The sequence below is a fragment of the Streptosporangium sandarakinum genome (assembly GCF_050942225.1).
GTDB classification, from domain to species: domain Bacteria; phylum Actinomycetota; class Actinomycetes; order Streptosporangiales; family Streptosporangiaceae; genus Streptosporangium; species Streptosporangium nondiastaticum.
Map to the genome: position 1 here is coordinate 4,609,553 of NZ_CP192034.1, position 23,786 is coordinate 4,633,338.

Below are 23,786 nucleotides of genomic sequence, written 5' to 3' on the forward strand. Positions count from 1 at the left end.
GCAACCGACATGGGAACCTCTGGCCCGCGGGACCTTCCGGTGGATCGGCTGGGACCGGACTGCAACCTTTCACCCGGCGGGCCGCGTTGGGAACGGGCGAGAGGAGATCACATTGGATCGTCACGACGGCTTCCGCGAGTTCGTGCTCGCCCGCCAGCAGGCGCTGATGCGGACCGCGTACCTACTCGTGGGAGACGCTCATCTCGCCGAGGACCTGCTGCAGAGCGTGCTGGTCAAGATCGCGGGCAAGTGGCCCGGGCTGGCCCGGGACGGCAACCCCGAGGCGTACACGCGCCGGGCCCTGGTGAACCAGTACATCTCATGGCGACGCCGGCCGCGGCCGGAGGCGCCGAGCGCCGACCCGCCCGAGCACGGCGTCTCCCACGACGAGGAGACGCTCGACCGGATCATGCTGCGCCAGGCGCTGGCCAAGCTGACACGCAAGCAGCGGGCCGTGATCGTGCTGCGTTTCTGGGAGGACCTCACCGAGGCGCAGACGGCCGAGGCGCTCGGCTGTTCGGTCGGCAACGTCAAGAGCCAGACCCACCACGCGCTGGCCCGCCTGCGTGCGCTCGCACCCGAGCTGGCCGGCCCCGACTCCCTTTACGACCTTCAGGAGGTGGCGCGGTGACGAGACTGCGCAGGGCGCTGAACGGCATCGCCGAGGAGGCGCCCACGGTGGACCTGGCCGACCTGGCCCTGGCGGGCCATCGACGCCGGCGGCGCGTCACGGCGCTGCTGGCCGCCGCCACGGTGGTCACGGTGGCGGGCGCGACGACGGCCACCGTGACGTCGATCCGGTCCCACGGCGTGGCCGCGGCGTGGCGGACGGAGGCCGCCGCGGCACCGCTCCGGTCCCACGACGCGGCCGCGACGCCGCAGACGGAGGCCGCCGTGCCCGATCTGCCCGGGGGCCGGGTGGGACCGCTCGCCTACGCCTACCGGACGTCCTGCGAGGTCGACCGGGAGCGGAAAACGGTCGACTGCGCGGCCGTCGAGTGGCGGGTGGTCACCCGCTCCGGCACGACCTACCGGTTGCCGCAGGCCCTCGCCTTCAACGATCAGGAACGCCGCGTCCCCGTCGCGATCAGCCGGGACGGGCGCATGCTCGCCTACTACAGCCGGCAGGCCCAGGCACATGTGGTGCGCGACCTGGTGGACGGCTCGCAGGTGACGTCTCCCGTGACGGTGAGGGAGGAGCGCATCGGCATCGGCTCCATGCTCGTGGTCTCCGACGACGGCCGCCACGTGGTGTTCGATCCGCGCGAGGGCAGCAAGGAACCCGGGCTGCTGATCGACATGCGCACCGGGAAGACCGTCCGGATACCCGGCGAGTACGAACCGGTCAGCATCAAGGACGGCGTCGCCGAGCTGGTCCGGTACGTCAAGACCGATCTGTGGCTGATGCCCGTCACCGGCGGGGGCAGGCCGGTGCGCTTCGCCGGCACGTACATCATGTTCAGCGAGCTCGCCCCGGACGGCCGTACGGTCGCCGCCGCCGAGATGAAGGACCTCCAGAAGCAAAAGCTCTCCCTGCTCGACACCGCCGGCGGGCGCGCGCCGCGGAAGGTGGCCGTCCGCGGTCTGCCGGAGAAAGCGGGCGTCATCGCCACCGGCCCCTGGCGGAGCGGATCGGAGCTCACGCTTTTCGCGCTGCACGGGAAGGGCACGCACGTCTACAGCGTCGACATCGGCACCGGGCGGGCCCGCCGGCTGGCCGATCACCCTCCGGGCAAGCCCGGGGGACTCCTGGTCCTGCCCGGGGTCGCGAGCGGCTGAGCGGCGGCTCCCGGTCTCTCCGGATGCGGTGCCGCCTTCCCGGCGGAACGGCGTGTCCCGCGGAGCGGCGTGGTTCGGGCGGTGATGCCGTCCACCGCTCCCGGCGGACGGTTCCCGGCCGCGTCCGCGGCGGGTACGGCACGCTTTCGTCAGGCTGGCTTGACGTCAAGCCAGCCTGACGAAATACTCGGAACCATGACGACTCCCGAGGAACTCGAACGCCGGTTCACGCTGCTGAACGCGGTCGCGCGGTACGACGCGCTGCGCACCCGCGAAGCCCTCGCGTCGCCTCCGGAGGAGGACGACGACCCCGAGACCGCACCGCTCGACCCGGCCGCGGCCCCCCTGGCGCGGGAGGAGGCGCTGGAGCTGCTCGCGCTCGGCGAGGTGATCGCCCGCAAGGCGGGCCAGGGGCGCCAGCTCACGGTACGGTCGGCCCGCCGGGCCGGCGCCTCGTGGTCGCAGATCGGCGCCGCGCTGGGGGCCACGAAGCAGGCCGCCTGGGAGGCGCACAACCGGTGGATCGACGAGCAGGCCCGCCAGGGGGACGACGGCCACTGGGGCTGGAGCGACGACGAGGCGGCGGCGGCCCGCGCGCTCGCCGGCGACCCCGCGGCCGAGGAGACTCCGGGTGGGCGCGCGCGGCGGAGCGGTGCCATCGCTTGTCAGGATGCCCCTGACGTTCTAGAGTCGCGAGTATCCGTCAGGAAAACCCTGACAACCGTCACCCCGGAGGACCGCATGACCGCTTCATCCCTGGCCGACGAGCGGATCTGCTGCTCGTTCTGCGCGAAGCCGAAGACCGACGTGGACAAGGTGATCGCCGGCCCCGGCGTCTACATCTGCAACGAGTGCGTGGGGCTGTGCAACGCCATCCTCGACACGCCGGCCGAGCCGTCGGCGGACGCCGAGATCCCCTGGCCGGACCGCATGACCGACGAGCAGATCCTCGAGTTCCTGCCGCGCGTCGCCACCGTGAGCGCCCAGGTCGACGCGAGCCTGCGGGTCTGGGTGGACCGGCTGCGCGACCGGGGCGTCACCTGGTCCAGGATTGGCGCCGCCCTGGACATGACCCGGCAGTCGGCCTGGGAGAGATTCTCCGGAGAGGACTGACCGAGGGCGTCACACGCGTGGAGGCTCCCGCCGTCCGCGCCGCACCGGGCCACGCCCCCGCCGTCCCGGCGGGGGCGTGGCCGCTTCCGGCTGCGGGGCGAGCGCTCCGCCCCGTCGGCGGACTACGGCTGCGACGTCTCGGAGGACAGCCGTCGGGCCTGCTCGCGGCCCACTTCGGCGGTCCGGTGGAGATAGTCGGCGATGATCTCCAGCTGCTCGTCGGTGTAGCGCTCCAGCACCGCTCCGAATGCCCGGCCCGGGGTGTCCCACGCCTCCTCAAGCCGCCCGGCCGCGTCGGGGGCCAGGGCGACGAGGGCACGCCTGCGGTCGTTCGGGTCGGGCAGGCGCCGTACGAAGCCCGCCTTCTCCAGGCGGTCGACCAGCCGGGACGCCGATCCTGACGCCAGACCGGTGAGCCGGGCGATCTCCCCGGTCGTCACCGGCCCGGGTTCCAGGTCGAGCAGCGCGATGCACTGCACGTCGGTGGGGTGCAGCCCGATCCGGTCGGCCATCGCCTGGTTGAACAGCGTGTAGGCGGCGTAGTGCCGCTGGCTCTCCCCCACGACGCGTGCGAGCAACTCCGATCGGTTTGACACTCGGCACCTCCATGCCCCACATTTATCTGCGTCACGCAGATTATTCGTGACACAGATTCTTTCCAACGAAGAGTCTGCGTCGCGTCGCATTCTATGCGCTTCCCGAAAAGGACACGCATGTCCTCACCTCCGGCTCCGGGCCCGCCGCCCGGATCGCCGAGGTGCGGCGACGCGCCGCCCTCGTCCGCTGCGGTCTCGTGCGGCTCACGCCGCGCACGACCCCGGCACACCGTCACCGAAGGGAACCATCGAGATGACCGTTCTCGTCACGGGGAGCCGCGGCGCCGTCGCCCGGACCCTCGCCGGCCTGCTGCGCGAGCGCGGCCTCGCCGTCCGCGCGGCGTCCAGCCGGCCCGACGGCCCGGACACCGTCCGGTGCGACCTCACCGACCCGTCCACCTTCGCCGCCGCGCTCAAGGGCGTGACCTCGGTCTTCCTGTACGCCGAGCCGTCGCACGCCGGTGCGTTCACCGAGGAGGCCGCCCGCGCCGGCGTCGAGCACATCGTGCTGCTGTCGTCCTCCTCGGTCCTCACTCCGGACCCCGAGGACAACCTGCTGGCGAAGTCCCACCTGGACGCGGAGAGGGCGCTCGACGCCTCCCCCATCCGCTCGACGTCGCTGCGGCCGGGCTCGTTCGCGGGCAACGCGCTCGCGTGGAGCTGGAGCCTGCGGTCGGGCCGGCCGATCAGCCTGCCCTTCCCCGGTTCCCACAGCGACCCGATCCACGAGGCCGACGTCGCCGAGGCCGCCCTGGCCGTACTCACCGATCCCGGCCTGGGCGGGCGCCCGTACACCCTGACCGGCCCGGAGTCGCTCACCTTCGCCGAGCAGATCGACATCCTGAGCCGGGTGACCGGCCGGCCCATCCCCTTCCGGCAGGTCACCCGCGAGGAATGGAAGCGGGAGACGGCCGGGCACATCCCCGCCTCCTACGCCGACTCGCTGCTGGACTGGTGGCAGTCCGGCGACGGACGCCCCGTCGAGCTCACCCGGGCCGTGCCGGAGCTGACCGGCCACCCCGCGCGCACCTTCGCCACCTGGGTCCGGGACCATGTCGGCGACTTCCGGGCGGGCCACCCGTCGCCCGGGAGGTAGGACGCCCGGCGTCACGACTCCGCTCCGCCGCGCGGTTCGCGGGCCGGACGGCCGGGGGGCGAAACCGCGGCACAGCCGCCCGGACACCGGAGCTGACCGGCCCGGCGAGGCCGTGGGACGATACATCTGATCCATTCGACGAACGGCTGCCGGGGAGGTGGCGGTGGCGTCCCGACCACGGCCCCGTGGCGTACCCGACCCGGCCCGGCGGTCCCAGGGCGGCGGTGACCGTCTCGCGCGCCGGCTGGGCACCGGCGACGCGGTGGTGATCGGGCTCGGATCGATGATCGGGGCGGGCGTGTTCGCCGCGTTCGGCCCCGCCGCGCGCGCCGCCGGCGCCGGCCTGCTGCTCGGACTGCTGATCGCCGCGGTGATCGCGTACTGCAACGCGGTCGCCTCCGCGCAACTGGCGGCGGCCTACCCCGTCTCCGGCGGCACCTACGTCTACGGCCGCGAACGCCTGGGCCACTGGTGGGGGTTCATCGCCGGATGGGGCTTCGTGGCCGGCAAGACCGCCTCGTGCGCCGCCATGGCGCTCACCTTCGCCTCCTACGCGCTGCCCGGCCCCTGGTGGGCGCAGCGCGCCCTGGCCGTCGCGGCCGTGCTGGGGCTGACCGCGCTGAACCACCGCGGCGTGACCAGGACGGCCCTGCTCACCCGGGTGCTCGTCGCCACCAGCCTGACCGCCCTGGCCGTCGTGGTGGCGGGCATCGCGGCGGGCGGCCACGCCGATCCGTCGTATCTGGGCGGCGACCTGGCCACGGGCGGCGTCTACGGCGTCCTGCAGGCCGCGGGGCTGCTGTTCTTCGCCTTCGCCGGCTACGCCCGCATCGCGACCATGGGCGAGGAGGTCCGCGACCCGCGCCGCACCATCCCGCGGGCGATCCCGATCGCCCTGTTCATCGCCGTGGCCGTCTACCTGGTGGTCGGGGTCGCGGCGCTGCTGGCCGCCGGGCCGGACCGGCTCGCCGCCTCGGACGCGCCGCTGACCACCGCGGTCGAGGCGGCGGGCGCAGGCTTCCTGGCCCCGGTGGTGCGGGCGGGCGGCGCGCTGGCGGCGCTGGGGGCCCTGCTGGCCCTGATCGCCGGTGTCGGCCGTACCGTCCTGGCCATGGCCCGCAACCGCGACCTGCCCGGCGGGCTCGCCGCCGTCCATCCCCGCCACCGGGCGCCGCACCACGCCGGGATCGCCCTGGCGGTCGTGGTCTGCGTCCTGGTGGCCGTCACCGACCTGCGCGGCGTGATCGGCTTCTCCTCGTTCGGCGTGCTCGTCTACTACGCCGTCGCCAACGCCTCGGCGTTCACCCAGCCCGCGGCCGACCGCCGGTGGCCGCGCCGGCTCAACCTGCTCGGCGTCGCCGGTTGCCTGGTCCTGGTCGCCACCCTGCCCTGGCGGTCGGTGCTCGCCGGCGCGGTCATGTTCGCCGTCGGCCTGACCGGCCGGTGGCTGGTCCTGCGCCGCCGGGCGGCGGCCGTCGCGGACGGCGACCGGGACCGGCCGGCCCCGTGAGCACGGCCCGCGCGGCCGTAGCGGTGCCCGTGCATCACGAGGAGGACGGGCGAAGCGGCGCGAGCGGTGACCGCCGGTCGGCGCGTGCATGTTTGGACGGCCCCCATCCGGAAAGGTGCGGCTGACTCCGGGGAATCCGCGCGGGCGCCGTCCGTGCCGGTCGCCTCTCCCGGAGGGAGGCGACCGTCATCGGACTTCGCCCGTGGCGCTCCGGGACCGGGGACGTCTCGGCGAGTCCCCTGCCCCGAACAGGGCTTCGCGGCCTTCCCCTAGAGTGCTTACGTCCCCTGCGCGCGCCCGGGGTCCCGGCCCGGCGGCGCGTGCCGACCCCCGCCCAAGGGCCCGCGGGCCCGACCGAGGAGCCACCGTGACCGATCCGGCCCCCATGTCCCTCCAGCAGGAGATCGCCCGGGATCTCCACGTGAGCGCGTCCTTCGACGCGCAGCAGGAGATCGAGCACCGGGTGGCCTTCCTCGCCGCGCAGCTGACCTCCACGGGCCTGCGCGCGCTGGTGCTGGGCATCAGCGGCGGGGTGGACTCCACTGCCGCGGGCCGGCTGTGCCAGCTCGCCGTCGAACGCGTCCGCGCCGCCGGGCGGGAGGCGACGTTCTACGCGATGCGACTGCCGTACGGTGACCAGGCCGACGAGAAGGACGCGCGGCTGGCGCTGGAGTTCATCGAGCCCGACCGGGTCCTGACCGTCGATGTGAAGCCCGCCAGCGACGCCGCGCTGGAGGCGCTGCTGGCCGGCGACATGGTCTTCCGCGACGCCCACCAGCAGGACTTCGTGCACGGCAACATCAAGGCACGGCAGCGCATGATCGTTCAGTTCGCGGTGGCGGGCGCGTACGAGGGGCTGGTCGTGGGAACCGACCACGCCGCCGAGGCGGTGTCCGGCTTCTTCACCAAGTTCGGTGACGGCGCGGCCGACGTGGTGCCGCTCGCCGGTCTCACCAAGCGGCGGGTGCGGGCCGTGACGCAGGCCCTGGGCGCGCCGCCGGAGCTGGTCGGCAAGGTCCCGACCGCGGACCTGGAGACGCTGAGCCCGGGCAGGCCCGACGAGGAGGCTCTCGGCGTCACCTACGACGACATCGACGACTTCCTGGAGGGCAAGCCGGTCGACGAGACCGCCTTCGAGACGATCGCCCGCCGCTACCGGCTCACCGAGCACAAGCGCCGGCCGCCGATCGCCCCCTGATCCGCTCCCCCGGCGGACACGGGCCGTACCCGTGCCCGCCGGGGCCGGGATTTGATGCGGCACCACACTTCTCGTAACGGCCACGTCGGACGATCATGTAGCGCTGGTGACGCCCGGGGCCGAGGACATCGCCGTTGTTGCGACTCCGGTCGCACAGGCGAGATGCCCGGGTGCGACTCCGGTCGCATGCGATGACGACCCGGGATGGATGTGGCATCGCGTGCCCCGCCCCGAAGATGGCCGGGTGGCCGAGATCATCGTGGGGCTGTACATGTCCCCTCTGGAATTTCTTGCCCTGCTGGGTGCCGTCGCGCTGGTGGTGGCGCGCTGGCTTCCCCCCGCTGCCCGCCCACGCGTCACGATCGCGGCGGGGGCGGTTCTCGTGCCGGCCGCGATCGTGCTGAGTGTGGTGGGGATCCGCTGGCAGATGCTGCCGGTACTGGCAGGCGCTGCCGTCGCGTTGCCGTTCGCCCTCTCTCCCCTGCTGCGACGCCGTACCGGCCGGCCGGCGTGGCGGGCCCGATGGTGGCTGGCGTTGCCGGGGTCGGTGGCCTGCGCCGGCCTGATCGCCACGGGTCCGGTGGCGGCCTGGGCCTTTCCCGTACCCGTGTTCCCCGAGCCGTCGGGCCGTTTCGCGGTCGGCACCCGCGTGGTGCAGTGGACCGACCCACGCCGCCCCGAGAGCTTCACCGCCGATCCGCACGACCGGCGCACGGTCGTGGTCCAGCTCTGGTATCCCGCGCGGAAGAGCCCCGCGGGCGCGCAGCGGGCCCAGTACCTCGGACGCACGGAGCACGAGGCGCGCACCGTTTCCGACGCCCTCACCCGCGAGGTCGGCTTGCCCGGCTTCCTGGTCGACGGCGTCCCGCGTGCCCGCACCCATTCGGTCTTCAACGCCCCGGTGGCCGCTGGGGGCGAACGGTTCCCGGTCGTGCTGTTCTCTCCCGGGTCGGGCGGAGTGCGTACCCAGAACACCGCCTGGGCGGAGGAACTGGCCGGCCACGGCTATGTGGTCGCCGCCCTCGACCACCCGTACGACTCCGCCGCCGTCGTCCTCGCCGACGGCCGAACGATTCACGCCAAGATCGCCTCCACCGGAGACCGGGACAGGGACGACGAGCTGGCGGCCGGCTGGACGGCTGTCCGGGCCGCCGACCTCAGATTCGTCCTCACCCAGCTGCACCGTCTGGACCGAGGTGAGCTCACCGGCCCGCTGACCGGACGCCTGGACACCGGTCGGGTCGCGGTCACCGGCCACTCCATGGGTGGTGCCGCCGCCCTGCAGGCAGCCCGGCAGGACCGCCGGTTCGACGCCGTCATCGATCTGGACGGCTACCCCCACGGCCCCACCTCCCCCGCCCTCCACCAGCCGGCGCTCGCGCTCACCCAGGCCATCACCCCCGGAACCGACCCGCGTTACATACCCCGCCTCACCGAGGCCCTCAAGCTCAGCACCGCGACGAGCTACCGGCTCACCGTTCCCGGCGCCGCACACCTCACCTTCATGGACGGCCCCCTGTACCTGCCGCCTGTGCCCTCGATAGCCGGCTCCCTGGGCCGCGCCGAGAGCCCGCGCGTCGTCGCCGCGGCCACTCTCGCCTTCCTGGACACCACCCTGCGGCACAAACCCGGTGACCTGGCCGGCGTTCTGTCGGCCTACGGCGACCTCAGCGTCCACCACCCGGACAACAGCCGCTGATCAGCCGTGCCGCGGCAGCCGGCGGCGCGGATCAGACGGTCAACGAGGTCTTCGCCGATGTCGACCTCCGCCGCGGGGGTGGTCATGCCGCAACGATAGTGCGGCATGACCTTGACAGACGTAGGCACCGAAGCCGGATATGCCTGGTCGTCCGCATCATCCGCGGGCCGAAGACCTCCGGGTGAGGCGATCGGACGCCGAAGCCGGACGCCACGCTTCGCCGTAGATCATTCCTGGCGCCAATGGCTGTTCCCGGGTTCCTCGACCCCGGATCCCGGCCACCGTACGGCCTCACGGCGGGAGTCGCGCCGGCTCCCGGCGATCGTCCCGCGCGGGAGGAGGCGGCGTTGACGGGCGTGTCACCGAATGCCTATCCTAGAACCCCTAGGAAAAAACTAGGAGTATTAGTTTCAGTCGACCATCTCTAGGAGAAGGGCGGGGCGCGCATGATGCGGGCCGGGTTGACGGCGGAGCGGGTGACGCTCGCCGCCGCCGAACTGGCGGACGAGGTCGGGCTCGACCACCTGACCATGTCGGCGGTGGCGCGGCGGCTCGGGGTCAAGGACGCCAGCCTTTACGCGCACGTCCGCGGCCTGGAGGACCTGCGCGGGCGGATCGCCCTGCTGGGGGCGGACGAGAAGACCATCCGCATCGCGGAGGCCACCGCCGGGCGAGCCGGCAAGGACGCGCTGGTGGCCTACGCCGACGCCTGGCGGGCGTACGCCCACGACTACCCGGGCCGCTACACCGCGACGCAGATCCCGATGGAGATCGATCCCGAGCTCCTGGCCCGGGCCCCCGGGCCGCGCCGCGCGATCGAGCTGACCTACAGCATGCTGCGCGCCTACGCGCTGACCGAGCCCGACCTGACCGACGCGGTCCGGCTGATGCGCAGCACGCTGCACGGCTTCGTCAGCCTGGAGGCCGCGGGCGGGTTCGCGCACGCCCGCCCCGCGCAGGAGTCCTGGGTCCGCTGCCTGGACGCCCTGCACTCGCTCCTGGAGCACTGGCCCGCACCCGACGAAGGAGACCCACGATGACTCCCCCCACCATCGGCCGCCTGCGCGTGGACGGCGCGACCCTGCACTACGAGGTGCGCGGCGAGGGCCCGCTCCTGCTGCTGATCCCCGGCGGCACGGGCGGCGCGGCGTCCTTCGACGACGTCGCCGACGACCTGGCCGCCGACCGCACGGTCGTCTCCTACGACCCGCGCGGCCTGTCCCGCAGCCCGCTGGACGACCCGGAGGCGCCGCAGCACGTCGCCCGGCACGCCGACGACGCGCTCCGGCTGCTGGACCTGCTGTCTCCGGAGGCGCCCGCCCGCGTGGCCGGCTGCAGCTCGGGGGGGATCGTCGCGCTGCACCTGCTGGCCACCCGCCCCGAGCGGGTCGAACGCGTCGTGGCGCACGAGCCGCCGGTGGTGGAGGTGCTGCCGGACGCCGCCGAGCACCGCGCCATGCTCGCCCGCGTCCAGGACACCTTCCGCAGGGAAGGGCTGATGCCCGCGGCGGCCGTTTTCGCGGCCGGCCTCAGGCCGTCCGGCGCCGCACCCACCGTGACCCCGGCGACCCCGGCGACCCCGGCGACCCCGCCGGCCCCGCCGACCGCCGGGCTGACGCCGCGGGCGGCGGCCCGCGTCGAGCGGACGATGGCCGACATGCCCTACTTCCTCGGACGCATCGTGCCGGGTTTCATGGCCTACACCCCGGACGTGGAGCGCCTGGCGGCCCTGTCGGACCGGCTCGTCCTCGCGGGCGGAGCCGACTCGCACGGCGAACTGCCCCACCGCTGCGCCGCCTTCCTGGCCGAACGGCTCGGCGCCGAGTTCGTCCGCTTCCCCGGCGGGCACACGGGCCTCAGCACGCACCCCGCCGAGTTCGGCGAGCTGCTGCGCAAGCTGCTGGGCGGCTGAATCCCGTCCGGTGACGTTACGTGACGAACTCGTCGAGCACCGGACGATCCTGGACGGGGAACGCGACCTCATTGCCGGAAAGGCGCGGCGTATCGCCGAGCTCACGAGCCTGCTCGCGTCCGGCGGCGGCAACCGCTGAGCCGCGTTCCCCGATCCTTCTCGGCGGCGACGGCGGAGGCGGAGAGGAGCGTCGCGGCGGAGAGACCGCCCCAGAGGGCGGCCGGGCCGTGGGAGGCGAGGGCGGTGATGACCGCCGGGGAGACGGCGAGGCCGAAGCCCGTGGAGAGCTGGAAGCGGGCGAGGGCGCGTCCCAGGAGATGGGCCGGGGCGAGGGCGGTGACGAGCGCGGTGGCGCTGCCGGCATAGATGATCTCGCCGATGGTGCAGACCACGGACACCGTGGCGACCGCCGGGGCGCCCCAGCCGTGTCCCAGTGAGGTGGCCACGAGGAAGCCGAGGTAGGACGCGGCGAGCACCACGCCGGCGAGAGCCAGCACGGTCCGCCGGGAGAAGCGGGACATCAGGACGGTGACCGGAACCTGCAGGGTGACCACCAGCACGGTGTTCGCCACGAAGATCGCCGCCGGCCACACCGGGGATGCGTGCAACTGTGTCACCAGGACCAGGGGGAGCGCGATTTCGGGGACGTTGAGGCAGAAGACGTAGACCACGTTGGCGGCCGGCAGCGTGCGCATCCGGGGTGCGGGCCCACCGGCCCCGTCCTCGGCCGCAGTGGCGGCCGGACGCGTGCGCAGGTGGACCGACCATGCCAAGGCCGCCGCGGCGAGATAGGCGAGCCCGGTGACGGCTGCCAGCGCCCGCAACGCGGTGACGCCGCCCGCCAGGCATGCGGTGGCGAGGAGGGCGCCCGCGCCCAGGCCGGCGTTGCGCAGGGCGCGGCCTCCCGCGAGGGCGGCGTCACGTTCGCGGCCGTGGGCGACCGTGGCCACGAGGGCCGCATGGGCGGCCGGCCATGCCTGGTTGCCGATGCCGAGGAAGAGCGCCGCCGTCGTGAACAGCCAGACGTGCCCCGCCGGGGCGGCCAGCAGCAGCGCCACGCCCAGCACCCGCACCAGCATCGACGCCGCCACGACCGTGCTGCGTGCGGCCGGCGATGATGAGGGGATGACGTTGAGGATCGACATCGGCGGCCTGCCGTCCGGGCGGCTGCGGTTCGCCGCCTCCCCGCTGGCCGAGCAGATGTACGTCCTCACCTCGACGGAGAACTTCGAGAAGCCGACCGAGGTCTGCGAGTGGACCGAGGCCGAGTACGAGGAATGGCTCGCCTGGATCCTCACGGTCCCCCTCCTCCAAGCTTGACGATCACACCCGCGCACCCGGACTCGGCCATGTCGCACGTCCATCATCACGGTGTGCCCGTTCTCGATCGCGCATTGCCATGAGTCCGGGTGGTCATGACCACGGTCTTCGCCGCCGATTGCCGGTTGTTCGGCCGCCATCAGCGCGACGGGGTGCGGGGACAGATCGCTGACCGGTTGCGCACGCTCGCCGACGCCCCGAATGTGATCCACGCCACAGTTAACTATATGGTCGCTCCGTTCATTTCCTGATTAAATGAACGTATCGTTCATATCTATCCCGAGGAGGACGCCATGAGCACCACCACCTCTCCCCGCGTCGCCCTGGTCACGGGCGGGTCGGGCGGCATCGGCCAGGCCGTCGTCGAGCGCCTCGCCGCCGACGGGTACGCGGTCGCCGTCCACTACGCCGGCAACGCGGCCCACGCCACCGCGATCGTCGACCGGATCACCGCGGCCGGCGGCCGCGCGATCGCGGTGGGCGGCGACGTCGCGGACGAGACCGCGATGGCCCAGGCCTTCGACGCCGTCGGGGCCGCGTTCGGCGGGATCGACGTCGTCGTGAACACCGCGGGGATCATGTTGCTGTCGCCGATCGCCACCCTGGACCTGGCCGATCTCGACCGGATGCACCGTACGAACATCCGCGGCACGTTCGTGGTCGCTCAGCTGGCCGCCAACCGCCTGCGCGCGGGCGGCGCTCTGATCAACTTCTCGACCTCCGTGACGCGCCTGCGGTTCCCCGGCTACGGCGCCTACGTCGCGTCCAAGGCCGCGGTCGAGGGCATCACCGAGATCCTGGCGCGCGAGCTGCGGGGGCGGGACATCACGGTCAACGCCGTCGCGCCCGGGCCGACCGCGACCCCGCTGTTCCTCGACGGCAAGAGTGATGAGGAGATCGCGAACCTCGCCAAGGCCGCCCCGTTGGAGCGGCTGGGCACGCCCGTGGACATCGCCGAGGTCGTCGCGTTCCTGGCCGGCCCGGCTCGCTGGGTCAACGGCCAGGTCCTGTTCGCCAACGGCGGCATCGCCTGAGGCCTCTGCGGAGACCCGGCGCCCGCCGCACGTGCCACCCACGCGCACGCATCACCCGCACTCACGTATCCCCTGCACCGCAGGAGAAAGGAACCCGTTATGCCCGGGAGTTCCTCGCCCGCGTCGACCCGGCCGACCTGCTGTCGGTCCGGCCGCAATCCTGAACCACCCCCGGGGAGGAGAGCACCATGGTCGAGCTCACCGCCTACCCGGCGGCGATCCGTGCCTTCGTCGAGGCGACGAACGCCGCCGACCCGGACGCGTTCGTCACCGCGCTCACCCACGACGCCCACCTGGACGACCGGGGTCGCACCTTCACCGGCCGCACGGGCGTCACCGCTTGGGACCGCACCGACGACATCGGCGTGCACGCGCACTTCGACCTGCTCTCGGTCACCAAGACCGACGAGCCCGACACCCACGTCGCGACCCTGCGGGTGACCGGCAGCGGGTACAACGGCACCGGCCCGACGACGTTCCGCCTGCGCGACGGCCTCATCGCCGACCTGCGCATCGCCTGACGCCGCGCCCATGGCGAGCTCATCGCGAATCCCTACACCGTTCAGGCCCGACGCCGCCCGGAGGCCGCGCCTGGGCCGAGAGGAAAGATCCGTGAACGCACAGACCGACAGCACAGCCGCCCGGCCACCGCGAGGCCGCGGGCGCCGTCCCACCGAGGAGGTCCGGGCGGACGTGCTGCGCGCGGTCGGCGACCTCGTCCTGACCGAGGGCATGGCCGACCTGACCTTCGAGCGCGTCGCGCGGCTCGCCGGCGTCAGCAAGACGACCCTCTACAAGTGGTGGCCCTCGCGCGGCGCACTGGCGCTGGACGGCTACTTCCACGCGGTGCAGAACACGCTCGCCTTCGACGACACGACCAGCGTCCGCGAGGACCTGCGCCGCCAGCTGCACTCCTTCGCCGAGGTCATGGCGACCCCGGGCGGGCGGGCGCTGCGCCAGCTGATCGGGCAGTCACAGACGGACGACGACCTCGCCACCGCCTACCGAGCGCTGTACTCCTCCGGCCGGCGCGAGGTCGCCTACCGGCGGCTCGCGCACGCCCAGGACACCGGTGAGATCCGCGCGGACGTCGACGTCCGCGTCCTGGTCGACCAGCTCTGGGGCGCCGTCTACCACCGTCTTCTCATCCCGGACGAGCCGGTCACAGCGGCGTTCGTCGATGCGCTCGTGGACAACCTCTTCGACGGAATCGCCCCTCGCTAGAAACCCGCCGAAGATCTCGTCTCGGTGACGAGACCATGACGGCCGTCTACGGCGTGCTCCAAGCCATCGTCGCGCTCACCCGGAACGGGACCGTAAGGACCAAGGGGTGGCCCGCGTCCGGCGCGGGCCACCCCCAAGATCGTTCGTCGCTCGGAGCGGATCGGCCGCTTGATGATCGGTCAGTCGAACTGCAGGACGAACCGCCCGCGAATGCCGCGTTGTTCGAGCGAGCGGTGCGCGTCGGCGGCCCGGGAGGCGGGCAGTCGTCCGGCCACGCGGACGGTGAGCCGTCCATCGCCGGCGAGTTCGGCGAGCCGGTCGAGCTCGGCTGCGGCCTCGGCGTAGTCGCGGACGAAGATCGGGGCGACGCGGACCCGGTCGGTCCCGTCACCCCGGTAGCCGCGGACGGTGACGGCGGTGCCGCCGTCCTTGACGGCCGGGAGCGCGGCGGCCTCCAGCGCGGCGGCGTCGAGGAGCCCGTCGACGCCGCCGGGGTGGTGGCGGCGGATCTTTGCGACGAAATCGTCCCCCCGCGGCACGACCTCGTCGGCTCCGCAGTCGCGGACGAAGCTCTCGTCCTGCCGGGCGGCGTCGGCAACGACGACCAGCCCGGCCTGCTTGGCGAGCTGGACGAAGTATCCGCCGACACTGCCGGCGGCGCCGGTGACGGCGACCGTCGCACCGGCCGGGAGCGCCAGCGTGTCGAGCGCGAGCTGCGCGGTGAGCCCGTTCATCGGGATGGTGGCGGCCTGGACGTCCGAGAGCCCGGCCGGGATCTTCGCGACCGACCGTGCCGGCACGACCAGGTCCGCCCGGTAGCCGCCGTGCTCGCCCGAGGGCACCACGATGGCCATGACGGCGTCCCCGATCGTGAACGCGCGGTCGACGGCGGGGCCGGTCTCGGTGATCACGCCGGCGACCTCCATGCCCGGCACTCGCACCGCGTCCGCCTCATCCTGTCGCGGACGTGAACGGATCACCGCGTCGACCGGGTTCACCGTGGCGCTGGTGACCCGGATCCTGACCTGACCGGGACCGATCGGTTCGGCCGCCAGATCGAGCTCGCCGAGAGCGTCCGGTCCACCTGGTCGTGTCACTCCGATTGCTTGAACCACGGTTGTTCGTCACTCCTTGTTCGTTGCTGCCTGGGTGATGGTGGGCGGGACCGACCGCGCCGCCGGCATCAGCCGCGGCGTGTGCTCAACCCGATCCGGTTATGGCGATGCGGGGGCCTGAAGACCCTCGAGCAGCAGGCTGCACACCTCGTCGAGCTCGGTGCCGATGCCGGGGTTCTGCCATTCGGCGGCATGGGCGAGGTGATTGAACTTGGCGGTGGCGTGGAAGACCACGCGGGCGGTGGCCTCCGCGTCGTCGGTGCGAAAGCTGCCGTCGGCGGCGCCGTCGGCGATGATGGCTGTCAGCTGGCCCAAGAGGTCGGCGACGTGGCCGGTAGCGACGGTGCTGTGCGCAGCCGCGAGGATTCCATAGGCGGCGAACAGCTCCGGGTCCTCGCGAATCTTGGCCTGCTTCACGGCCAGGACGGCGTGCAACCAGGTACGCAGTCGTTGCACTGGCGGGACCGCACGGTCGGCCGCGATGACGGCGAGGGTGCCGCGGTTGTGGTCGAGCCAGCGTCGGGTCACGGCCTCGCGCAGCACCTGCTTGGAGGCGAAGTGCTTGTAGACGGCGGCGTGGCTGACCCCGAGTGCCCGGGCGACGTCGACGACGGTTGCCTTGTCCGGTCCGTGGCGGCGCAGGATCTCCTCGGTGGCCGCCAGGATGGTGTTCGCGTCCAGCGGGATTCGGGCAGGCATCAGTGCTTGCTTCCTGTTCGCTCGCTGTCCAGGAGCGCGAGCAGGGTGGGGGCATAGCGTTCCCCGGCGACCGCCCCTCGCGGGACGGCCTGCTCGATCGCGTCCAGGTCGTCCTCGGTCAACTGCAGGCTGGCGGCGTCCACCGTCTCGGCGATCCGGCGCGGCCGGCTGACCCCGACCAGCGCGCCGAACTTCACGCTCACCACGGCGCGGTCGCGAGCGGCGGGTCGCAGCGCCTGCCCGATGAGCGCCTCGTTGCGGCCCATCCCGTAGTGGTCGGCGGTGTCGATGAACGTGATCCCGGCGTCGAGCGCGCCGCGAAGCGTCGCGACGCTCTCCTCGTCGGCGCTGTGTCCGTACGCGCCGGACATGCCTGCACAACCAAGCCCGACCGCCCCCACACAGACGTCGGCACCGAGTGTTCTCTGCTCCATACGACGAACGCTAAGCGGATAGGTAACAAATATCAAATCTTGTAACTTGATACTGCAATCTCCAGCGTGCGGATGGGACCGGCGGTCACCCCACCTTGTTGGCGCGGCCAACGAATCTATGTATTGTTGGCTTCGCCAACAATGGAAGTGCCAATGAATAGGAGCCGCCATGTCCACGGAAACCCTGCTCGCCGACCGCATCGAGCTCACCGACCTGTTCACCCGCTTCTCGCTCCTGCTCGACGAGAAGCGATGGGACGGCGCCGGCGACGTCTTCGCCGAGGACGTGACCGTGCACTCGCCGCGCGGCGGTTCGCTCACCGGTCTCGACAACGTCGTCGGGTTCATGCGGAAGGCCGAGGTCGAGGGCGAGAGCACCCAGCACATCACCACGGACCTGTTGATCGACTTCCACGGTGATCGGGCGTCCGTCACGGCGAACTCGCTCGTGTACTTCTTCCGCGACGGGCAGGCGCCCCACATGAACAGCGGCCTGCGCCTGACCTGTGATGCGGTGCGCACGCCGGCCGGCTGGCGGTTCCGCGAGTGGCGGATCGTCCCCCTCTGGATCCGTGAGGACTGACCGCCACCATCCACGGATCCGGGGCCGAGGAACAGCGGGACGGTCGTTGGCGGTGAGAAAGATCTTGTTTCTCGTTGTGGTGGTGAGCCGGTCGGATGCGAAAGGGCCAGGCGGCCAGGGCCCGCCGAAGTGAGGGCGCGGCCCGGAAGACACCACTCCGACGCCCCGCACAGTCTTCCGCGACCTGCGACGCAGCGATTCACCGCCAAGGACCGTCCCGCTGTTCCCAACCCCGGGATACGACGCCGACCCGCTGACCCTGCCCACCCGGCCGATGATCCTCAACCGGCTGCACGTGCTCGCCAACCCCTCCGGCTCCCCGCACGACCTGCACAACACCCCTGGCCGGGCGGTCGCCCTGCATCCCGGCACCGGTCAGGGCGGGGCCGCGTTCTTCTTCCGCAGCCCCGCGGTGCCCGGCTTCGACCACCGCGACACCGCCCAGCACAAACGGCTGCTCACCGACGCCTTCGCCGGGGGTTCCTGGCGCATCCCCGAACTGCTCGATCAGGTACGGCAGGCGGACGACCTCTTCTTCGACTCCGTCAGCCGGGTGCGTCTTGACAGTTGGTCGACCGGGCGGATCGCGCTGCTCGGCGACGCGGCCTCCTGTGTCTCGCTGTTCGGTGACGGATCCACCCTGGCCATCGCCGGCGCCGCGACCCTGGCCGATGCGCTGGCCGTACACCGGGACGATCACGCGGCGGCGTTTCGCGCCTACGAGGCCCGGCACCGCCTGTTGACCAACCCCAAGCAGCGCTTCGTCTCCCCGGCGTCCCGGCTGCTCATCCCGGCCACCAGGTACGGCATCGCCGCCCGGAACGCCGGCGCGCGTCTGCTGTCGGCGGTCTCGGGCGCCCGCGCCGCCTGATCGGGCGCCGCGATCCGCCTATGTGACACGCTCCTCCCGCCTGGGGGTGGGAGGGGTGTGTCGGCGTGGCCGGGCGCGCTTCCACCGCCATCGGCCGTTGCTGTAGCGGGTGCAGGTGTAGCGGCGGTTGGTGACCTTCGCATACCCCGCCTTGCCGCGCGGCCCTCGGACAGTACGCCCCGGCGTGATGCAGTTCCGGTGCAGGCGCGCGGCCAGGGCGCGCCTGGCCCCGGCCGGGCCGTGCCGCCCTGTTGTCCAGTGGACAATAAACTGCCGGTCATGGCACCCAGACGCAGGCGCGACCCGGAGGAGTCACGTGCCGAGCTGCTGGCGGCGGCGGCCGAGCTGATCAGGCAGCGAGGTCCGGACAACGTCAGCCTGCGGCAGATCGCCGAGGCCGCCGGTGTCGCCCACGGGCTCGTGTCCCACTATTTCGGCACCTATGCCGCTCTGGTGCGGGAGGTACTGCGCGTCGAGAACGATCGCATCGAGTCGCAGGTGCGCGAACGCATCCGCGCCGAGGACGGCGTACCACTGGCGGCGGCGATCATGGACGTGGTGTTCGACACCCTGGCGGACGAGCGTTACCTGCGCCTGTTCGTCTGGGCCGAGATGCACGCCGACTACCGGGGCGCCGCACGACCGGAGCTGGTGGGGCTGATCGACACGATCGACGCCGGGATACGCGACGCCCTGGCGGGGCGGCCCGCGCCGAGCCGGTCGCGCATCGAGGCGGTCGTGCTGATCGGGCTGTCGGCCGCGTACGGGTTCGCCATCGGCGGCCGGTCGTGGCTGGCGGGCCTGGGCCACGACCCCGATGACCCGGCGCATGCGGCGGAGTTCCGGGTCCAGCTCGCACGGATGATGGCCGCCCACATGGTGGAGGAGTCCGGGCTGGAGCCGGCCGACCGAGTTGTTCTCCATTCGGAGAATAAGATGGTCCCGCCCCGCCGATCACATGGATAGGACCGCGAGCATGTCCGAGCACCCCCACCTCACCTCGGCCCAGCAGGTGCGCCCCTCCGACGAGGACCGCGACCAGGTGGCCCTGCGGCTCCAGCAGGCCGCCGCCGTGGGCCGGATCGAGCTGACCGAACTGGACCAGCGGCTGAGCGAGATCTACCAGGCCCGGACCCGGGGCGAGCTCGCACACGCCGCGCGAGGCCTGCCCGAGCCGGCCCGCACGGACACGCTGGTGGTGCGGGACGAACCCGGCTCCCGCTTCGCCTTCAGCGTGTTCGGCTGGTTCAGCCGCAGGGGCCGCTGGGTCGCCCCGCGCGTGTTCACGTCGTTGTCGATGTTCGGCGGCGGTGAGATCGACCTGCGCGACGCCCGCTTCGCCGCGGAGGAGATCCGGGTGCGCGCCTTCGCCCTGTGGGGGTACACGGAGGTCGTCGTGCCCGACGACGTGGAGGTCGAGGTCAAGGGATTCGGCCTGTTCGGCGCGTTCGACCGGAGCGCCGCCCGCAGCAGGCGGGGGGCGCCGCGGATCGTCATCAGCGGTCTCGCCCTGTTCGGCGGCGTCGGCACGAAGGCCAAGGCGGCACGCAAGGTGGCGCCCGGCCGTGACTGACGGCGGCGTCGTTCCCGGTCGGCGCGTCGCCTCCGGCAGGCGGAATGCGGCGGGCGGCCACGACCCCAGAAAGCCGCCGCGGCCCGGCGGCGGCATGCGCGGCCGCCGGCCGGATCGGGCCGGCGGCGTTCCGGGCCGTGTCAGCGCGCCGCGGAGCTGGACCTGACGACGAGGGAGGGCGACACGACGAGCCGCTCGCGCTCACCGGTACCCGGCGCGTCGATCCGCCGCAGCAGCACCTCGATGCTGTGCCGACCCACCGCGGCGAAGTCCTGCCGGACCGTGGTGAGCGGGGGCGAGAAGAACTCCGCCTCGGGGATGTCGTCGAAGCCCACGACGCTGATCTGCTCGGGGACCCGCACCCCCTCCTCGGTGAGCGCCCGCAGCAGGCCGAGCGACATCTGGTCGTTGGCCACGAACACCGCCGTCACCCCGCCGACCCCGGCCAGGCTCCGGCCCGCCTCGTAGCCCGAGCGGGGGCTCCAGTCACCGAACAGCGGCTCGGGCACCGTACGGCCGGCCTCCTCCAGGGTGGCCCGCCAGCCCTCGAGCCGGCCCTCGCTCTCCAGCCAGTCGGCCGGGCCGGCGACGTGCCAGACCGTCTCGTGGCCCAGCTCCAGCAGGTGCCGGGTGGCGAGCCTGGCGCCCTCGGCCTGGTCGATGCAGACCACGGGCACGTCGGTCATGTGCGATCCCTCGACGGCCACCGCGGGCAGCCCCGGCGGCAGGCTCTCCAGGGCGCGGGCCGCCGAGCGCTGCGGCGCGACGACCACGACGCCGTCGACGCCCTGCTCGGCGAGGTAGTCGATGGCGTCGCCGACGCTGGCGGCGTCGATCGACTTCAGGCTCACGATGCTGACGAAGTACCCGGCGGTCCTGGCGGCCTGCTCGATGCCGTAGACGGTGCTGGCCGGGCCGTACAGGGTGGTGTCGAAGCTGACCACGCCGAGCGTCCGCGAGCTCCTGGTGACCAGGGCGCGGGCGGCGAGGTTGCGGCGGTAGCCGAGCCGGTCGATCGCCTCCAGCACCCGGGTGCGGGTGGCCGGCCGGACGTTGGGGTGGTCGTTGAGCACCCGCGAGACCGTCTGGTGCGACACACCGGCCTCCCTGGCGACGTCGGCCATGATCGGTGGGCGGTGCCCGGTGGGCGGTGCCACGGTCTCTCCTTTCGGCCGGCCACCCGGGTCAGCGAGCGGTTCCGGCCCGGCGTTTGGTCCAGACGTCGAACGCGACGGCGGCCAGTAGGACGGCGCCCTTGACGAGCATGACCCGCTCGCTGGGTGAGCCGATCAGGGACATGCCGTTGTTGATGACCGCCATGATGAGACCGCCGGTGATCGCCCCGGCGACCTTGCCGACGCCGCCCTGTACGGCGGCGCCGCCGATGAAGGCCGCGGCGATCGCGTCGAGCTCGAAACTGCTGCCCGCCGTCGGACCGGCCTGGTTCAGCCGGCCGGCGAAGATGACGCCGGCGACGGCCGACAGCACCCCCATATTAACGAAGATCCAGAAGACGACCTGCTTGACCTTGATCCCGGACATGACGGCCGCGTGCAGGTTGCCGCCGATGGCGTAGATCCGGCGGCCGAAGACCGTACGGCCGGCCAGCAGCGAGTAGCCGAGCACCAGCGCCGCCAGCAGCACCAGCACCCAGGGCAGGTTCTTGAACCGGGCGAGCTGCACGACCAGGAAGAGGATCAGCGCCGCGCCGGCGGTCATCCTCAGGGCGAACAGCGGCACCGGGTCCACGGCCTGGCCGTAGCCGGCGCGCGAGCGGCGGGTACGCCACTGCGCCGCGACCATGCCGGCGACGGCGAGCAGACCGACCAGCAGGCTGAACAGGTCGGCGCCGCCCAGCGGGCCGAGGCCGACGTTGCCGAGGTAGCCGTCGGTGAAGCCGTTGGCGAGGGTGCGGACCGCGTCGGGGAACGGGCCGATGCCCTGGTTGCCCAGCACGGTCAGGGTGAGCGCGCGGAACAGCAGCATGCCGGCGAGCGTCACGATGAACGCCGGGATGCCGAAGTAGGCGATCCAGAACCCCTGCCAGGCGCCGACGAGGCCACCGGCCACCAGCGTGACCGCCAGCGCCGCCGGCCACGGCAGGCCCATGTCGACCATGAGCACCGCGGCCAGGGCGCCGGTCACCGCGACCACCGAGCCCACCGACAGGTCGATGTGCCCGGCGATGATGATCAGGATCATCCCGATGGCGAGGATGAGGACGTAGGAGTTCTGGACGATGATGTTGGAGATGTTCTGCGGCTGGAGCAGGGCGCCGTCGGTGAGCACCGAGAACAGCGCGATGATCAGCGCGAAGGCGATGTAGATGCCGCTGGAGCGCAGGTTGAGCGACAGCCCGCCCAGCGACACCCGTCCCGGCCGCCGCGGCTCCCCCGGTTCCCCGGCCCCTGCCCCGGTCCCGGCCGCCGCCTCGGCGGGGGTGATGCTGCTCATGAGGGCTGCTCCTGTCCCTTGGTCATCAGATGCATGAGACGTTCCTGCGTGGCCTCCCGGCGCGGCACCTCACCGGTGATGCGGCCCTCGCAGAGGGTGTAGATGCGGTCGCACAGGCCCAGCAGCTCCGGCAGCTCCGAGGAGATCACCAGGATCGCCCTGCCCTGGTCGGCCAGCCGGTTGATGATCGTGTAGATCTCGTACTTGGCGCCGACGTCGATGCCCCGGGTCGGCTCGTCAAGGATCAGCACGTCGGGCTCGGTGAGGATCCACTTGGACAGCACGACCTTCTGCTGGTTGCCGCCGCTGAGCTTGCCGACCACGCTGGACACGCCGGGGGCCTTGATGTTCATGCTCCGGCGGTACCCCTCGGCGACCCGGTACTCCTCGCGCTCGTCGACCCAGCCGCGGCGCGCCAGCCCGGCCAGTCCCGCGGCGGAGACGTTGCGCCTGATGTCGTCGATGAGGTTGAGGCCGTAGCGCTTGCGGTCCTCGGTGGCGTAGGCCAGGCCGTGCTCGATGGCGTCCCGGACGGTCCGGATCCGGACGGGCCTGCCGTCCTTGAAGATCCTGCCGGAGATGTCGGTGCCGTAGGCCCGCCCGAACACGCTCATCGCCAGCTCCGTACGGCCCGCGCCCATCAGCCCGGCCAGGCCGACGATCTCGCCCCGGCGCAGGGTGAGGCTCGCGCCGTCGACCACCTTGCGGCCGGGCTGGGTGGGGCTGTGCACCGTCCAGTCCTCGATGCGCAGCGCCTCCTCGCCGATGGACGGCTCGTGGGGCGGGAAGCGGTTGTCCAGGGCGCGGCCGACCATCCCGGCGATGATGCGGTCCTCGGTGACGTGGCCGCCCGCCATGTCGAGCGTCTCGATCGTCCGCCCGTCGCGGAGGACGGTGACGGAGTCGGCGACCGCGGTCACCTCGTTGAGCTTGTGGGAGATGATGACGCAGGTGATGCCCTCCTGCCGCAGGCCCCGCAGCAGGTCCAGCAGGTGCGCGGAGTCCTCGTCGTTGAGCGCGGCGGTCGGCTCGTCGAGGATGAGCAGCCTCACCCGTTTCGACAGCGCCTTGGCGATCTCGACGAGCTGCTGCTTGCCCACGCCGATGTCGGCGACCGGCGTCACCGGGTTCTCGCGCAGGCCGACCCGCCGCATCAGCTCGGCGGCCTCGTGGTTGGTGCGGTTCCAGTCGATGATCCCGCGCCTGGACCGCTCGTTGCCGAGGAAGATGTTCTCGGCGATCGACAGCTGCGGGCTGAGCGCCAGCTCCTGGTGGATGATGACGATGCCCGCGCGTTCGCTGTCGCGGATGCCGCCGAACTCGCAGCGGGCGCCGTCGAAGACGATCTCGCCCTCGTAGTCGCCGTGCGGGTGGACCCCGGACAGCACCTTCATCAGCGTCGACTTGCCGGCGCCGTTCTCGCCGCAGATCGCGTGGATCTCGCCCCGTCGCACCGACAGGGTGACGTCCTGCAGCGCCCTGACGCCGGGGAAGGTCTTGGTGATCCCGCTCATCCGCAGGATGTGGTCGGTCGTCTGGTCGGTCATCGTGGGAAGGAAGCCCCTCGGTCCCGGCG

The 23,786-nt window shown here is 72.4% G+C and carries 26 protein-coding genes; 18 read left to right on the forward strand and 8 right to left on the reverse strand.

What is annotated here, in order from left to right; genetic code table 11:
• The first annotated feature begins 112 nt into the window (after nt 1-112).
• The 3 genes from ACQP10_RS21695 (at nt 113) to ACQP10_RS21705 (ending at nt 2,892) form a co-directional block, all read left to right on the forward strand.
• A complete protein-coding gene (locus ACQP10_RS21695) occupies nt 113-631 on the forward strand; it encodes a SigE family RNA polymerase sigma factor (RefSeq protein ID WP_346022202.1) in 519 nt (172 codons plus the stop codon).
• A complete protein-coding gene (locus ACQP10_RS21700; RefSeq protein WP_389998659.1) occupies nt 628-1,779 on the forward strand; it encodes a hypothetical protein in 1,152 nt (383 codons plus the stop codon). The genes ACQP10_RS21695 and ACQP10_RS21700 overlap by 4 nt, the downstream gene beginning before the upstream one ends.
• Before the next feature lie 195 nt (nt 1,780-1,974).
• Entirely contained in the window at nt 1,975-2,892 is a 918-nt protein-coding gene (locus ACQP10_RS21705; RefSeq protein WP_433539598.1) for a ClpX C4-type zinc finger protein, read from the forward strand.
• A 122-nt stretch (nt 2,893-3,014) separates the two neighbouring features.
• Here the strand turns inward: ACQP10_RS21705 and ACQP10_RS21710 are convergent, their stop codons facing one another.
• The gene (locus ACQP10_RS21710; protein ID WP_346022205.1) at nt 3,015-3,488 is read right to left on the reverse strand and encodes a MarR family winged helix-turn-helix transcriptional regulator; all 474 of its coding nucleotides are present in this window, start codon (nt 3,486-3,488) and stop codon (nt 3,015-3,017) included.
• Nucleotides 3,489-3,741: 253 nt separating this feature from the next.
• Between ACQP10_RS21710 and ACQP10_RS21715 the strand changes: the two genes are divergently transcribed.
• From ACQP10_RS21715 to ACQP10_RS21740, 6 genes are all read left to right on the forward strand, one after another.
• A complete protein-coding gene (locus ACQP10_RS21715) occupies nt 3,742-4,584 on the forward strand; it encodes an SDR family oxidoreductase (protein ID WP_346022206.1) in 843 nt (280 codons plus the stop codon).
• Between the two features lie 163 nt (nt 4,585-4,747).
• The gene (locus tag ACQP10_RS21720; protein WP_399500898.1) at nt 4,748-6,094 is read left to right on the forward strand and encodes an APC family permease; all 1,347 of its coding nucleotides are present in this window, start codon (nt 4,748-4,750) and stop codon (nt 6,092-6,094) included.
• 367 nt (nt 6,095-6,461) lie between these two features.
• Nucleotides 6,462-7,292, forward strand: coding sequence for an ammonia-dependent NAD(+) synthetase (gene nadE / locus ACQP10_RS21725; RefSeq protein WP_386149527.1), 831 nt, complete (start codon nt 6,462-6,464; stop codon nt 7,290-7,292).
• A gap of 244 nt (nt 7,293-7,536) precedes the next feature.
• Complete coding sequence (locus ACQP10_RS21730; protein ID WP_433539599.1) at nt 7,537-8,991, forward strand: alpha/beta hydrolase family protein; 1,455 nt, start codon at nt 7,537-7,539, stop codon at nt 8,989-8,991.
• Between the two features lie 446 nt (nt 8,992-9,437).
• Nucleotides 9,438-10,031: a TetR/AcrR family transcriptional regulator gene (locus ACQP10_RS21735; protein ID WP_433539600.1), complete on the forward strand. Its 594-nt coding sequence runs from the start codon at nt 9,438-9,440 to the stop codon at nt 10,029-10,031.
• On the forward strand, nt 10,028-10,903 hold the full coding sequence (locus ACQP10_RS21740) for an alpha/beta fold hydrolase (protein ID WP_433539601.1): 876 nt from the start codon (nt 10,028-10,030) through the stop codon (nt 10,901-10,903). The genes ACQP10_RS21735 and ACQP10_RS21740 overlap by 4 nt, the downstream gene beginning before the upstream one ends.
• 101 nt (nt 10,904-11,004) lie before the next feature.
• Here ACQP10_RS21740 and ACQP10_RS21745 read toward each other — a convergent pair whose 3' ends face one another.
• Nucleotides 11,005-12,048, reverse strand: coding sequence for an MFS transporter (locus ACQP10_RS21745; protein WP_433539602.1), 1,044 nt, complete (start codon nt 12,046-12,048; stop codon nt 11,005-11,007).
• Here ACQP10_RS21745 and ACQP10_RS21750 point away from each other — a divergent pair.
• The 5 genes from ACQP10_RS21750 (at nt 12,029) to ACQP10_RS21770 (ending at nt 14,481) form a co-directional block, all read left to right on the forward strand.
• Nucleotides 12,029-12,223 (forward strand): hypothetical protein, encoded by a 195-nt coding sequence (locus ACQP10_RS21750; protein WP_433539603.1) that lies wholly within the window; start codon nt 12,029-12,031, stop codon nt 12,221-12,223. The two genes, ACQP10_RS21745 and ACQP10_RS21750, sit on opposite strands and share 20 nt — an antisense overlap.
• A 95-nt stretch (nt 12,224-12,318) precedes the next feature.
• Complete coding sequence (locus tag ACQP10_RS21755; RefSeq protein ID WP_399500896.1) at nt 12,319-12,474, forward strand: hypothetical protein; 156 nt, start codon at nt 12,319-12,321, stop codon at nt 12,472-12,474.
• A 42-nt stretch (nt 12,475-12,516) separates the two neighbouring features.
• Complete coding sequence (locus ACQP10_RS21760; RefSeq protein WP_433539604.1) at nt 12,517-13,257, forward strand: SDR family oxidoreductase; 741 nt, start codon at nt 12,517-12,519, stop codon at nt 13,255-13,257.
• Nucleotides 13,258-13,445: 188 nt separating this feature from the next.
• Entirely contained in the window at nt 13,446-13,778 is a 333-nt protein-coding gene (locus tag ACQP10_RS21765; RefSeq protein WP_346022213.1) for a nuclear transport factor 2 family protein, read from the forward strand.
• Between the two features lie 91 nt (nt 13,779-13,869).
• On the forward strand, nt 13,870-14,481 hold the full coding sequence (locus ACQP10_RS21770; RefSeq protein WP_346022214.1) for a TetR/AcrR family transcriptional regulator: 612 nt from the start codon (nt 13,870-13,872) through the stop codon (nt 14,479-14,481).
• A gap of 179 nt (nt 14,482-14,660) precedes the next feature.
• On the opposite strand, the gene ACQP10_RS21775 is transcribed toward ACQP10_RS21770, so the two are convergent.
• The 3 genes from ACQP10_RS21775 to ACQP10_RS21785 all read right to left on the reverse strand — a co-directional run bounded on the left by ACQP10_RS21775 (nt 14,661) and on the right by ACQP10_RS21785 (nt 16,930).
• On the reverse strand, nt 14,661-15,578 hold the full coding sequence (locus tag ACQP10_RS21775) for an NADP-dependent oxidoreductase (RefSeq protein WP_346022215.1): 918 nt from the start codon (nt 15,576-15,578) through the stop codon (nt 14,661-14,663).
• Nucleotides 15,579-15,695: 117 nt separating this feature from the next.
• Nucleotides 15,696-16,295, reverse strand: a complete 600-nt coding sequence (locus tag ACQP10_RS21780) for a TetR family transcriptional regulator (protein WP_433539605.1) — start codon at nt 16,293-16,295, stop codon at nt 15,696-15,698.
• Complete coding sequence (locus tag ACQP10_RS21785) at nt 16,295-16,930, reverse strand: aldo/keto reductase family protein (RefSeq protein ID WP_433539606.1); 636 nt, start codon at nt 16,928-16,930, stop codon at nt 16,295-16,297. Before ACQP10_RS21785 ends, ACQP10_RS21780 begins: the two co-directional genes overlap by 1 nt.
• Here ACQP10_RS21785 and ACQP10_RS21790 point away from each other — a divergent pair.
• The 4 genes from ACQP10_RS21790 (at nt 16,899) to ACQP10_RS21805 (ending at nt 19,756) form a co-directional block, all read left to right on the forward strand.
• Nucleotides 16,899-17,312 (forward strand): nuclear transport factor 2 family protein, encoded by a 414-nt coding sequence (locus tag ACQP10_RS21790; protein ID WP_399500894.1) that lies wholly within the window; start codon nt 16,899-16,901, stop codon nt 17,310-17,312. The two genes, ACQP10_RS21785 and ACQP10_RS21790, sit on opposite strands and share 32 nt — an antisense overlap.
• A gap of 274 nt (nt 17,313-17,586) precedes the next feature.
• On the forward strand, nt 17,587-18,183 hold the full coding sequence (locus ACQP10_RS21795) for a hypothetical protein (protein ID WP_346022219.1): 597 nt from the start codon (nt 17,587-17,589) through the stop codon (nt 18,181-18,183).
• Nucleotides 18,184-18,462: 279 nt separating this feature from the next.
• Nucleotides 18,463-19,149 (forward strand): TetR/AcrR family transcriptional regulator, encoded by a 687-nt coding sequence (locus ACQP10_RS21800; protein WP_433539607.1) that lies wholly within the window; start codon nt 18,463-18,465, stop codon nt 19,147-19,149.
• 10 nt (nt 19,150-19,159) lie between these two features.
• A complete protein-coding gene (locus ACQP10_RS21805) occupies nt 19,160-19,756 on the forward strand; it encodes a DUF1707 SHOCT-like domain-containing protein (RefSeq protein ID WP_433539608.1) in 597 nt (198 codons plus the stop codon).
• A gap of 140 nt (nt 19,757-19,896) precedes the next feature.
• On the opposite strand, the gene ACQP10_RS21810 is transcribed toward ACQP10_RS21805, so the two are convergent.
• From ACQP10_RS21810 to mmsA, 3 genes are all read right to left on the reverse strand, one after another.
• Nucleotides 19,897-20,880 (reverse strand): LacI family DNA-binding transcriptional regulator, encoded by a 984-nt coding sequence (locus ACQP10_RS21810; RefSeq protein ID WP_179828939.1) that lies wholly within the window; start codon nt 20,878-20,880, stop codon nt 19,897-19,899.
• Between the two features lie 61 nt (nt 20,881-20,941).
• Nucleotides 20,942-22,210 (reverse strand): multiple monosaccharide ABC transporter permease, encoded by a 1,269-nt coding sequence (gene mmsB, locus ACQP10_RS21815; protein WP_179828652.1) that lies wholly within the window; start codon nt 22,208-22,210, stop codon nt 20,942-20,944.
• Nucleotides 22,207-23,757, reverse strand: a complete 1,551-nt coding sequence (gene mmsA / locus ACQP10_RS21820; protein ID WP_179828650.1) for a multiple monosaccharide ABC transporter ATP-binding protein — start codon at nt 23,755-23,757, stop codon at nt 22,207-22,209. Before mmsA ends, mmsB begins: the two co-directional genes overlap by 4 nt.
• Between the last annotated feature and the right edge of the window lie 29 nt (nt 23,758-23,786).

What these genes read in the sequence shown, in the direction of transcription:
- ACQP10_RS21705 (WP_433539598.1), top strand. Translation starts at nt 1,975, where the DNA reads ATGACGACTCCCGAGGAACTCGAACGCCGGTTCACGCTGCTGAACGCG.
- ACQP10_RS21715 (WP_346022206.1), top strand. Translation starts at nt 3,742, where the DNA reads ATGACCGTTCTCGTCACGGGGAGCCGCGGCGCCGTCGCCCGGACCCTC.
- ACQP10_RS21735 (WP_433539600.1), top strand. Translation starts at nt 9,438, where the DNA reads ATGATGCGGGCCGGGTTGACGGCGGAGCGGGTGACGCTCGCCGCCGCC.
- ACQP10_RS21740 (WP_433539601.1), top strand. Translation starts at nt 10,028, where the DNA reads ATGACTCCCCCCACCATCGGCCGCCTGCGCGTGGACGGCGCGACCCTG.
- ACQP10_RS21750 (WP_433539603.1), top strand. Translation starts at nt 12,029, where the DNA reads ATGACGTTGAGGATCGACATCGGCGGCCTGCCGTCCGGGCGGCTGCGG.
- ACQP10_RS21745 (WP_433539602.1), bottom strand. Translation starts at nt 12,048, where the DNA reads ATGTCGATCCTCAACGTCATCCCCTCATCATCGCCGGCCGCACGCAGC.
- ACQP10_RS21755 (WP_399500896.1), top strand. Translation starts at nt 12,319, where the DNA reads ATGACCACGGTCTTCGCCGCCGATTGCCGGTTGTTCGGCCGCCATCAG.
- ACQP10_RS21760 (WP_433539604.1), top strand. Translation starts at nt 12,517, where the DNA reads ATGAGCACCACCACCTCTCCCCGCGTCGCCCTGGTCACGGGCGGGTCG.
- ACQP10_RS21765 (WP_346022213.1), top strand. Translation starts at nt 13,446, where the DNA reads ATGGTCGAGCTCACCGCCTACCCGGCGGCGATCCGTGCCTTCGTCGAG.
- ACQP10_RS21780 (WP_433539605.1), bottom strand. Translation starts at nt 16,295, where the DNA reads ATGCCTGCCCGAATCCCGCTGGACGCGAACACCATCCTGGCGGCCACC.
- ACQP10_RS21790 (WP_399500894.1), top strand. Translation starts at nt 16,899, where the DNA reads ATGTCCACGGAAACCCTGCTCGCCGACCGCATCGAGCTCACCGACCTG.
- ACQP10_RS21785 (WP_433539606.1), bottom strand. Translation starts at nt 16,930, where the DNA reads ATGCGGTCGGCGAGCAGGGTTTCCGTGGACATGGCGGCTCCTATTCAT.
- ACQP10_RS21795 (WP_346022219.1), top strand. Translation starts at nt 17,587, where the DNA reads ATGATCCTCAACCGGCTGCACGTGCTCGCCAACCCCTCCGGCTCCCCG.
- ACQP10_RS21800 (WP_433539607.1), top strand. Translation starts at nt 18,463, where the DNA reads ATGGCACCCAGACGCAGGCGCGACCCGGAGGAGTCACGTGCCGAGCTG.
- ACQP10_RS21805 (WP_433539608.1), top strand. Translation starts at nt 19,160, where the DNA reads ATGTCCGAGCACCCCCACCTCACCTCGGCCCAGCAGGTGCGCCCCTCC.
- ACQP10_RS21810 (WP_179828939.1), bottom strand. Translation starts at nt 20,880, where the DNA reads ATGGCCGACGTCGCCAGGGAGGCCGGTGTGTCGCACCAGACGGTCTCG.
- mmsB (WP_179828652.1), bottom strand. Translation starts at nt 22,210, where the DNA reads ATGAGCAGCATCACCCCCGCCGAGGCGGCGGCCGGGACCGGGGCAGGG.
- mmsA (WP_179828650.1), bottom strand. Translation starts at nt 23,757, where the DNA reads ATGACCGACCAGACGACCGACCACATCCTGCGGATGAGCGGGATCACC.